Genomic DNA, 10,811 nt, shown 5'->3' with positions numbered 1-10,811 from the left:
CGCGACCAGCCCGAACGTCACCTGCGTTCGGCGGCGGCGCAGCTGGCGCACCAGCTCGACCCGCAGCGGCAGGGTGTGGTTCGGGCGGTAGCCCGTGGTGGATGCGACAGCCGTCATATCGACCGGTCCTTCCCTGCGTCGATGATCGGCTCCGGCCCGGACTCCGCTCCTCGCTCGCCGGCGCTCGCTGCGATGCTCATTCGGGACCTCCGCCTCCGACGAGCTGCAGGAACGCGTCCTCCAGGCGGCGTCTCGGACCCGCGCCCGTGACCCCGATCCCGGCCGTCACCAGCGCCTTCACCGCGTCCGCGCGCGGGGTGCCGTTCAGCTCGGCGTGCACCGTGCCGGGCCCGTCGATCTCGACGTCGCGCACGCCGTCCAGCGCCGCGAGGACCTCCGCCGCCCGCTGCGGGGAGTCCACCGCGAAGCTCGCGCCCCCGCCGCCCGCGATGATCTCCTCGACGGCGCCGTGGGCCACGACCCGCCCGTGGTGCATGACGACGACGTGCGAGCAGGTCTGCTCCACCTCCGCGAGCAGGTGGCTCGACACCAGCACCGCGCGCCCGCCCGAGGCGTAGTCGCGCAGCACCTCGCGCATGGCGTGGATCTGCGGCGGATCCAGCCCGTTGGTGGGCTCGTCGAGCACGAGCAGCTCCGGCAGGCCGAGCATCGCCTGCGCGATCGCGAGCCGCTGGCGCATCCCGTGGCTGTAGGTGCCGACCCGGCGCTCGATCGAGGTGCCCAGCCCGGCGATCTCCAGCGCCTCCTCCAGGTGCGCCTCCTGCGCGGGACGGCCCGTCGCGGCCCAGTACAGTCGCAGGTTGTCCGCGCCCGACAGGTGCGGCAGGAACCCGGGGCCCTCGACGAAGGCCCCGATCCGGGCCAGCACCGGCGCCCCCGGCCCGACGGGCTCGCCGAACGCGCGGATCGTGCCCGCGGTGGGGCTGATGAGGCCCATGAGCATGCGCAGCACCGTGGTCTTGCCCGCGCCGTTCGGGCCGAGCAGGCCGAGCACCATCCCCGGCTCGACGGTGAGGGAGACGTCGCGCACCGCGCTGAACCCGCCCTTGTACGTCTTCGCGAGTCCCGCGATCTCCAGCGGCAGGGCGTCCGGGTCCGGTGCCGGGACCACCGCGGTGCGGGAGCGCCACCGCGCCACGAGCCACGCGACCAGCACCGCGGCGAGCACCCCCGCGATGCCCACCGCGGGCAGGAGCGGGACGGTGTTCGCGGTGACGGCCTCGCCGGGCACGACGGGGACGGCCAGCCGGGCGTCCGCGAGGCCGACGCGCCACACCGCGGGACCGACCGGCGCGGCGTAGGCCTGGTCCGTGGTGCTGAACGAGACGATCAGCCGGTTGCCCGCCTCGATCGGCGCGACCACCGCGGGCAGCGTGACCGTGACCTGCGTCGGGCTCCCGTCCGCCGGTACGGGCACCCGGATCGGTGCGACGGCGCCGCCGAGGAGCGTGCGCAGCCCGTCCGGGGCGGCTTCGTAGACCTTGCCGAACAGCACCGCGTCGTCCGCCGCCGGCTGGCCCGGCACGCGCGCGACGGTGATCGTGACCCGGGGCGTGCCCGCGACCAGCACGGGCTCGGTCATCGGGTCGGTGCGGAAGAGGGCCGACTGGCCCGGCAGCTCCGCGGTGACGGCGGCGATCCGCCCGCCCGCGCTGCCGATCCGCCCGCCCAGGCCGGGCAGCGACGTGATCGCCGCCGGGTTCGCCCCCGGCGGCAGGACGGCGAGCTGCGGCTCTCCGGCCAGCGCGTACGGGATCTCCGCCACGGGCGCGGTGCCCGGCAGGCCCGGGTAGGCCGCGGCCTCGATCGTGCGGCCGGTGGGGGTGTCGCCACCCGTACGGACCCCGCTCTCGACCGCGTAGGAGAACCCGGTTCCGGGGTCCTCGCCGCGCCCCGCGAGGTGGAACTCGAACCAGTCGCCGATCTGCTCGCGCACGCGGGCGTCCGGGGCGGCGCCGTCGTGGCCGCCCGCGAACCACAGCACCTTCACCGTGGCGCCGGTGGCCGCGATCTGGCGCGCGTTGGCATCGGCCTGCTCCAGGCCGAAGAGGGTGTCCTGCTCGCCCTGGACGAGCAGGGTGGGCGCGGTGATCCGACCGGTCACCGACGCGGGGGAGGAGCGGGCCAGCAGCTGCGCCGTCGCGGGGGAGAGCCGCCCCGTGACCGCTGCCTCGGTGTAGGCGGCGCAGGCCGCGGCGGTGAAGCGGCCGCAGGTGACGGGGGTGGCGGGCCCCGGGGAGGCGCTGTCGGGAGCGGGGATGCCGGGAGTAGGGCCGCCCGCCGCGACCTCGGGGCCAGCCCCCGCGCCGGGATCCTCCAGGCCGGCGCCCGCGGGTGCCCCCGGCGCGTTGCCGGAGCCGCCCGAGTCGCCGGAGTCGCCGGAGCCGCCCGAGGAGAAGAACACCCCCGCCCAGCCGCGCTTGAACACGCCGTCGCCGGCGAACACCCCGTGCGCGGGGGTGTCGACCGGCGGTGGGGACGTCGCCGCTGCGTTGGGGAACAGCGCCTGCCCGAGGTCGTTCCAGGTGATCACGGGCGCGACGGCGTCCACCCGCTGGTCGTCGCCCGCGAGCAACAGCGCGAGCGCTCCGCCGTAGGACGCGCCGCTGACGCCGACGCGCGGGTCGCCCGGCCCGTCCTGGGTCACCTCGGGCCGGGCGGCGAGCCAGTCCACCAGCGCGCGGGCGTCGGCGACCTCCGCGTCGGGGGAGTTCAGTGCGATCTGCCCCGTGCTCGCCCCGAACCCGCGCGCCGACCAGGCGAGCACCACGAAGCCGCGCGCGGCGAGGTCCCGGGCGTCCGCGTCCACCGACGCCTTGCTGCCCCCGAAGCCGTGGGCCAGCAGCACCGCGGGCGCCGGCGTGCTCGTCGGCAGGTAGAGCGTGGTGTCGAGGCTCACGCCCGCGCCCTCGACGCGCTGCTCGGTGACCTGGGGTGCCGACGGGGCCGCGGCGGCCGCGGTCCCGGGCAGGCATGCGATCAGCAGCGCCGTCAACGCGGCGACGGCCGCCGTCCGGCGGGCCCTCGGGGGTGGCACGCCGTCCACGTTAGGCGAACGTGCGTGGCGGGGCCGTGAGGCCGGGATCGAGCCGGTCGTAGGGGTGTGTTCGCTCACGGACGGGAACCCTGGGTAGCAGTCCGTGCGACCCATCGGTCACACTGGCAGCCGACCGCAGGGGAGTATCCCGCTCGCGATGGCGTCGTCAACACGGTGGCTGTGCCGATTCGGCAGGTCACCCGGCGTCATGGGTCGGCCGCTCGTCAGCCGACGGGAGAGACCTCGGGCCGCTTTATGCTGCCCGTACTACCCTGGAGGCACGTGTGAACGTCCCCACATGGCTGTGGTTGGCCACGATCGGCGGCCTGATCGCCATCGTCCTGGTCGACCTGTTCGTCGTGGACCACAACCCGCATGCCGTCACGATCCGTGAGGCGACGCGGTGGGTGTTGTTCTACATGGGCCTAGCGGTGCTGTTCGGCCTCGGTGTCTGGTACTTCGCCGGTGGTGTCTACGCCGGGGAGTTCTTCGCGGGCTACATCACCGAGTACTCGCTCTCGGTGGACAACCTGTTCATCTTCCTGATCATCATGAGCGCGTTCGCCGTGCCCGCCGAGCACCAGCACCGGGTACTGCTCGTCGGCATCGTCATCGCGCTGATCATGCGGGGCATCTTCATCGCCATCGGGGCGGCCGCGATCTCGGCGTTCAGCTGGGTGTTCTACCTGTTCGCCGTGATCCTCGTCGTCACAGCGGTGAACCTGGTGCGCCAGGGCACGGAGCACGACGACGAGTACACCGAGCCGCGCGCGCTGGGCCTGGTCCGCAAGGTGGTGCCGGTCACCGACGGCTTCCACGGCCCGAAGTCCTTCGTGCGGGTGGACGGCCGCCTGATGGCCACGCCGATGCTCATGGTGATGCTCGCGATCGGGTTCACCGACCTGCTGTTCGCGCTGGACTCGATCCCCGCCATCTTCGGCCTCACCCAGGAGGCCTACCTCGTCTTCACGGCCAACGCGTTCGCGCTGATGGGCCTGCGCCAGCTGTACTTCCTGCTCGGGGGCCTGCTGGCCAAGCTCGTCTACCTGTCCTACGGCCTGGCGATCATCCTCGCCTTCATCGGCGTGAAGCTGGTGCTGCACGCGCTGCACGAGAACACGCTGCCGTTCATCAACGGCGGTGAGCCCGTGCCCGTCCCGGAGATCGGCATCGCGGTGTCGCTGAGCGTCATCGTCGGCGTGCTGGTGATCACGACGATCGCCAGCCTGATCAAGGTGCGGCGCGACCCCGACGCGGTCCACTCCACCCCCATCAGCTCGCCGGTGGCCGAGCACGACGACCAGCAGGCGCCGCCGCCCGCCCCGGAGCGGACGGTCGACCGCGCGGACGAGCCGGACAACGCGCGGCGCTGAGTTCTGCCGCCCGGCTGCCGACCGGGTTCAGCCGGGCGGCAGGTGATGCAGCGTCACCTCGTCGAGGACGCCGCCGCGGACCGTCGCCGTCATCCAGGTGAACGTGGGCCGGCGACGACGGTCGGTGGGGGATCCGGGGTTGAGCAACCGCAGCCGGGAGCCGTCCGGGCGGTGCGCCACGCTGTCCCAGGGGATGTGGCTGTGCCCGAAGACGAGCACGTCGTCGTCGGGGAACGCGCGGGCGCAGCGCCGTTCCCGGCCCGCCGCGGCGCCGGTCTCGTGCACGACGGCGAGCCGCAGCCCGTCCAGCTCGACGCGGGCCACCTCGGGGAGCCGTTCCCGCAGCTCGGGGCCGTCGTTGTTGCCGAAAACGCCGACGAGCCGGGCGGCGCGGGCGGCCAGCGCGTCCAGCAGGGCGACGCTCACCCAGTCCCCGGCGTGCACCACCATGTCCGCGGCGTCGGCACCGTCGACGGCGGCCCAGACGGGCGCGGGCAGGTCCCGCGCCCGCCCCGTCGACCGGTCCGGCAGGTGCGTGTCGGCGATCAGCAGGAGCTTCAGCTCACGCCCAGCAGGTCCACGACGAAGATCAGCGTCTCGTTGGGCTTGATCGCGCCGCCCGCGCCCCGCGCGCCGTAACCCAGGTGCGGCGGGATGACCAGCCGCCGCCTGCCGCCGACCTTCATCCCCGCCACGCCCTGGTCCCACCCGCTGATGACGCGGCCCGCCCCGAGCGGGAAGCGGAAGGGCTGGCCACGGTTCCAGGAGGCGTCGAACTCCTCGCCGGTGGAGTGGGCGACGCCGACGTAGTGCACGGTGACGACCTGGCCCGCACTGGCCTCGTCGCCCTCGCCGGTGATGATGTCGGTGATCTCCAGATCGGTCGGCGGCGGGCCCTCGACGGGGTCGATCTCGGGGCGCTGCGGTGCGGGCACGGCTTCCTCCTCCTTGCTCTCGGTCGGTGTTGCAGCCTGCCAGACTCACCCGGGAGGAGTAGACAGGGAGGTCGTGAGCATCGCGAAGCAGTCGGCGGAGGAGCGCTCCGCCGAGCCTGATCCGCGGCGGTGGCGGGCGCTGTCGGTCACGCTGACGGCGGGCTTCATGACCCTGCTCGACGTCAGCATCGTCGCGGTCGCGCTGCCGTCCATCCAGCACAGCCTCGCAACGGACGCCGCGGGCGTGCAGTGGGTCGTGTCGGGGTACGCGCTCACGTTCGGGCTCGCGCTCGTGCCCGCGGGCCGGGTGGGCGACGCCATGGGGCGGCGACGGATGTTCCTGCTGGCCCTGGCCGGGTTCGTGCTCTGCAGCGCCCTCGCCGGGATGGCGTCGACCATCGGCCTGTTGATCGCCGCCCGCCTCGCGCAGGGTCTGGCGGCCGGGGCGCTCGCCCCGCAGAACTCGGCGCTCATCCAGAGCCTGTTCCGCGGCGAGGAGCGCGGGCGCGCGTTCGGCCTGTTCGGGGCCACGGTCGGGATCTCGACGGCGGTGGGGCCGGTCGTCGGCGGCGTGCTGCTGGCACTGGCGGGCGGGCCGGAGGGCTGGCGGTGGATCTTCCTCGTGAACGTGCCCATCGGGGTGGTGGCGCTGGTGCTGGCGGTGCGCCTGCTCCCGCGCGACGGCTCCGGCGGGAACGGCGGCGACCTGGACCTCGTCGGGGTCGCTCTGCTCGGTACGGCGGTGCTGGCGGTGCTGCTGCCGCTGGTACGCGCCTCGACGGGCGGGCTCGGCCAGTGGTGGCTGTTCCCGGCCGGGGCGGCTCTCGCGGCGGCGTTCGTCGCGTGGGAACACCGCGTGGTGGCCCGCGGGCGGGAACCGCTGCTGGACCCGCGGCTGGTGCGCGCCACCCCCGGCTACGCCGCCGGGGCGACGATCGGCTTCACCTACTTCATCGGGTTCAGCGGGATCTGGCTGGTGCTCGCCGTCTTCTTCCAGACCGGGCTGGGCTACCCGCCGCTCTGGTCGGGCCTTGCGGTCACGCCGTTCGCGCTCGGCTCCGCGATGTCCTCGGCGCTGGGCGGGCGGCTGGTCGAGCGCCACGGCCGCACGCTCACCGTCCTCGGCCTGACCGGGGTGACGGTCGGCCTGGCCGCGGCCGCCCTGGTACTGCTGCTCGTGCCGCCGGCGTCGGCAGGGCTCGCCGTCGCCGCGCCGATGCTCCTCGCCGGGATCGGCGGCGGCCTGGTGATCTCGCCGAACGTCACCCTGACCCTGCGCTGCGTGCCCGTCCGCTCGGCGGGCTCCGCGGGCGGCGCGCTGCAGACCGGGCAGCGCATCGGCGCCGCCGTCGGCACCGCGGGGCTGGCGGGACTCTTCTACGCGACCCTCGCGGGCACGGGCGGCGACTACCCCGTCGCGGTGGCCACCGCGCTCGGCGGGGCACTGGTGCCGATGCTCGCCGCGCTCGCGCTGGCGATCCGGGACCGGCGCAGGCGCCCGGACCGCGGGCCCGACACCGAGCCGGCCGTGAAGTACGCCGACCACCCCTGAGCGCCACCCATCCCTGACGCCTATCCCTGCCGCGGCGGGACCCCCAGCGCGTCGCACAGGAACCGCACCTGCAGCAACAGGAGGTTCTCCGCCACGACCTCCTGCGGCGTCATGTGCGTCACCCCGGACAGCGGCAGCACCGCGTGCGGGCGGCCCGCGGCCAGCAGCGCGGACGACAGCCGCAGCGTGTGCGCCGCCACGACGTTGTCGTCGGCAAGGCCGTGCACCAGCAGCAGCGGCCGGGTCAGCGACGCGGCCTCGTCGAGCAGCGACGAGTGGGCGTAGGCCGCCGGGTCGACGTCCGGGTGGCCCAGGTAGCGCTCGGTGTAGTGGGTGTCGTACAGCGCCCAGTCCGTGACGGGCGCGCCCGCGACGGCGGCGTGGAAGACGTCCGGGCGGCGCAGCACCGCCAGGGCGGCCAGATAGCCGCCGAAGGACCAGCCCCGGATGCCGACGCGGCGCAGGTCCAGGTCCGGGTGGTCCTCGGCGAGCGCGTGCAGCGCGTCCACCTGGTCGGCGAGGACGGGCCCGGCGAGATCGCCGTGGACGGCCCGCTCGAAGGCCGGACCGCGCCCCGGCGTGCCGCGCCCGTCCACGACGACGACGGCGAAGCCCTGGTCGGCGAACCACTGGCCGGTGAGGTGGGCGCCCCGCGCGGCGATCACGCGTTGCCCGTGCGGGCCGCCGTAGGGGTCCAAGAGGACCGGGAGCGGGGTGCCCGGCTCGTGCCAGGAGGGCAGCACCAGCGCGGTGCGCAGCGCCCGCTCGCCCGCCGCGAGCAGCGTGACGCGCGGGACGAGGCCGGGCGCGTCGGCGTGGGAGGTGATCGTCACGGGCGCGCCGTGCGCGCGGCAGGCCGTCGTCGTCGCCCCGTCGGTGTCCAGGGTGTGCGCGATCACCAGCAGCGTGCCGCCGCAGAGGCGACCGCCGTACACGCCCTCCTCCGGCGTGCGCCGCTCCAGCCCGCTCGGCGACCAGGACCACAGCGCCGTGCTCGCCGGGTCGGCGCCGCTCGCGCTGAACAGCACGGTCTCGCCATCCACGTCGGACACGCCCCTGACCTGCAGATCCGGCGGCGTGACCGGGGTCCCGTCCACGATCAGCCGGTGGGCGCCGTCGGCGGGGGCGACGGTGACCAGGGCCCCGTCCGACAGGTGCACCGGCACGCCCGCGACGATGTCGACCCACGCGTCGTCGGTGATCGTGTGGATCTCCCGGGTCTGCCCGGTCTGCGCGTCGACCTCCAGGAAGCGCAGGGCCTTCTGGTCGCGCGGCTGCACCACGACGAGCAGCGCGTGCGCGTCCCACACGACGTCCGCGACGTACTCGTCCCGCTCGGCGTCCCACGTCACCGGCGTCCGCGCGCCGCCGACCGTGACGATCTCCAGCGTCACCCGCGCGTTGGCCGTACCCGCCGCCGGATAGCCGACGTTGGACGGGGTCCGCTGCGGATTGGCCGGGTCCGCGATGTGCCAGCGCTGCACCGGCGCCTCGTCGACGCGGGCGACGACCAGCGCCCGCCCGTCCGGCGACCACCAGTAGCCGTGCATCCGGCCCATCTCCTCGGCGGCGACGAAGTCCGCGAGGCCGTAGGTGACGGTCGGGGTCTCGGGCTCGCACAGCGTCTCGGTGACCCGGGGCAGCAGCGTGTGGACGTGCAGCGCCCCACCGGAGACGAACGCGACCCGCGTACCCGTGGGGTCGGGCCGCGGATCGACCACGGGCCCGGCGGTCTCGATCAGGCGCGGGGAGAGCCCCGCGGCGAACTCCGTGACGTACAGCCGCCCGGACAGCGCGAACGCCGCCATCGTGACGGGCCGGTCCGTCGCGTAGCCGACGATCCCGCCCGCCTGCTCGCGGCTGCGCTCGCGGCGCGCGCGCTCCTCGGGCGGCACGTCCTCGCCGTCACCCGTCTCGAGCCCGCGGGGATCCGCGACGAGGCGCTCGTCGCCGGTGGCGAGGTCGAGGGCCCACAGGCAGGTGACCGGATCGGTGCCGCCCTGGCTGCGCAGGAAGGCGACCCGGTCACCGTCGGGGGAGAGCGTGAAGCTGCGCGGGGAGCCGAGGGTGAACCGGCGGGTACGGGCCTGGCGGCGGGGGAAGCTGTCCGTCACCTGGCCGACGCTATCCAGTGGGGCCGTGCGCGGCCTCATCCGCCCGGGCGGGCTGGCCGCAACGGCCGAGATGGATGTGGGCGGGGTCGCGGGCCACAGGAACCCCGCTCATGTTCATCTCGCGCGTCTTCCTCTCGCGCGTCGAGCCGCGGTCAGTCGACGCAGGGGACGCCGCCGGTCGTGATCGGCGGGGCGGCGGTCCGCTCGGTACTCGTGGCCGTCGGGGTCGACCCGGCGGGCCGGGCCCGGCGGTCGGTGGTGTCGGTACCGTCCGTGTTGTCGCCGGTGTCGGCCGGGGTGGCGCTCGCGGGTGAGGAGCCCGCCGCCGGGGTGGGCCTCGGCAGGGTCCGGGTCGTCCCCGGGTGCGACGCCGACGGCGTGACCGGGATCCGTTGCTGCACGAAGCGGCGCACCTCGTCGGGGTCGACCTGCACGGCGACGCCGTCGACGGGGGTGTCGAGCGCGGCGGTGCCGGTCGGGATGGTCTCGAAGCGCAGGTCGCCCGCGGCGACCCGGTGGAGCTGGCCCAGCAGCTCCTGGGTGTTCCAGCCGCGGTCCAGCACGACGTAGCGGCCGAGGGCCTGCGTCACGCGGTTGAGCCGGACGGGGTCGTGCAGGAGGCCGGAGGTCAGGACGGCGTCGGCCAGGCCCGCCAGGAAGGCCTGCTGGCGGCTGATCCGGTCGAGGTCGCCGCCGTCGAGGCCGTGGCGCTGGCGGACGAAGGCGAGCGCCGTCGGGCCCTGGACCACCTGTGGCCCGGCGGGCAGGTCGATGCCGGAGCGCTCCTCGCGGGCGGGCCGGTTGAGGCAGACGGGCACGCCGCCGAGCGCGTCGCTGATCTCGACGAACCCGGCCAGGTTGACCTCGGCGAAATGGTCGACCCGGACGCCGGTGAGGTCGTGGAGCGTGTCGACGAGCGCGCGCCTGCCCGCCTCGCGCGCGCGGCGGTCGCGCTCTGCGGGCAGCAGGGCGCGGCCTACCAGGGCCTTCTCGGACTCCGCCATCCCGCGCCGGTACGCAGAGTTGATCTTGTGTCGGCCCCGGTCGCCCGCGATCTCGACGAACGAGTCCCGGGGGAACGAGATCGCCACGGCGTGCGGATCCGGCCCGGCGGGAACGTGGAGCAGGATGATCGTGTCGGTGTGCAGCTGCCCCTCGTCGGGCCCTGCGTGGAGCTGGTCGAGCACCTCGGGCGGCAGCGGGCGCCCGGAGGCGTCGGTGCGGCTGTCGAGTCCGACCAGGAGCACGGTGAACGCGGCATCCGAGGCCGTGGGCCCGTCCGGGGCGGGGGTCACCGCCTCGCTGGTGGCCATTCCGTCGTCGACGTGTCGCGAGAGGTTCCAGGCGTAGCCGGAGACCGCGAGGACGATCACGGAGAGCAGCGCCCCCGCGGTCCGCGCGGCCATCCGCACCGCACCGAGCACCCGACCCTCCATCGATGACTGTGGAACGCATCCAGTAACAGAGCGCATCCAGTAACAGAGCGCATCCAGTAACAGAGCGCATCCAGTAACAGACCGTAGCCTGCCGCGGGGCTATATCACCTGTTCCGGCTACATGATCCTTCCGTCATGTGTACCCGGAGTGAACGCTGGGTAATCCCGCACACCTGTGGATGTGAGGAGACCGCCATGCTCGCGATCGTCGCCGCTGCGCTGTTCGGGATCTCGCTGCTCTTCCAGCTCGCCGCGTTCGCGCTCGGACCGGTGGGCCCCGATCTGCTCAACACGGCGGGTTTCCTGTGTGTCGCCCTCTACCTCGCGGGGATCGGGGCAGGCA

At 74.5% G+C, this 10,811-nt stretch carries 7 protein-coding genes; 2 read left to right on the top strand and 5 right to left on the bottom strand.

Going from position 1 to position 10,811, the window contains the following annotated elements; genetic code table 11:
• Positions 1–196 precede the first annotated feature (196 nt).
• Positions 197–3,067, bottom strand: a complete 2,871-nt coding sequence (locus AB7J25_RS21560) for an alpha/beta fold hydrolase (RefSeq protein ID WP_428511444.1) — start codon at positions 3,065–3,067, stop codon at positions 197–199.
• A 275-nt stretch (positions 3,068–3,342) separates the two neighbouring features.
• Between AB7J25_RS21560 and AB7J25_RS21555 the strand changes: the two genes are divergently transcribed.
• Positions 3,343–4,431 carry a TerC family protein gene (locus AB7J25_RS21555; protein ID WP_428511442.1) on the top strand — a complete coding sequence of 363 codons (1,089 nt, stop codon included), beginning with the start codon at positions 3,343–3,345 and terminating at the stop codon, positions 4,429–4,431.
• 27 nt (positions 4,432–4,458) lie between these two features.
• Here the strand turns inward: AB7J25_RS21555 and AB7J25_RS21550 are convergent, their stop codons facing one another.
• Together AB7J25_RS21550 and AB7J25_RS21545 are read right to left on the bottom strand one after the other, a co-directional pair.
• The gene (locus tag AB7J25_RS21550) at positions 4,459–4,992 is read right to left on the bottom strand and encodes a metallophosphoesterase family protein (RefSeq protein ID WP_428511446.1); all 534 of its coding nucleotides are present in this window, start codon (positions 4,990–4,992) and stop codon (positions 4,459–4,461) included.
• Complete coding sequence (locus AB7J25_RS21545) at positions 4,989–5,366, bottom strand: FKBP-type peptidyl-prolyl cis-trans isomerase (protein ID WP_428511440.1); 378 nt, start codon at positions 5,364–5,366, stop codon at positions 4,989–4,991. The genes AB7J25_RS21550 and AB7J25_RS21545 overlap by 4 nt, the downstream gene beginning before the upstream one ends.
• A 73-nt stretch (positions 5,367–5,439) precedes the next feature.
• On the opposite strand from AB7J25_RS21545, the gene AB7J25_RS21540 reads away from it, so the two are divergent.
• Positions 5,440–6,918, top strand: a complete 1,479-nt coding sequence (locus AB7J25_RS21540) for an MFS transporter (RefSeq protein ID WP_428511438.1) — start codon at positions 5,440–5,442, stop codon at positions 6,916–6,918.
• Between the two features lie 20 nt (positions 6,919–6,938).
• On the opposite strand, the gene AB7J25_RS21535 is transcribed toward AB7J25_RS21540, so the two are convergent.
• Positions 6,939–9,071 carry a prolyl oligopeptidase family serine peptidase gene (locus AB7J25_RS21535; RefSeq protein WP_428511436.1) on the bottom strand — a complete coding sequence of 711 codons (2,133 nt, stop codon included), beginning with the start codon at positions 9,069–9,071 and terminating at the stop codon, positions 6,939–6,941.
• Positions 9,072–9,184: 113 nt separating this feature from the next.
• Positions 9,185–10,456, bottom strand: a complete 1,272-nt coding sequence (locus tag AB7J25_RS21530) for an LCP family protein (protein WP_428511434.1) — start codon at positions 10,454–10,456, stop codon at positions 9,185–9,187.
• Positions 10,457–10,811 lie beyond the last annotated feature (355 nt).

Origin of the sequence: Pseudonocardia sp., from assembly GCF_050246655.1 — a bacterium.
GTDB lineage: Bacteria > Actinomycetota > Actinomycetes > Mycobacteriales > Pseudonocardiaceae > Pseudonocardia.
The sequence above is the reverse complement of the archived record's forward strand: the minus strand, read 5'-3'. Positions and strand labels throughout refer to the sequence as shown.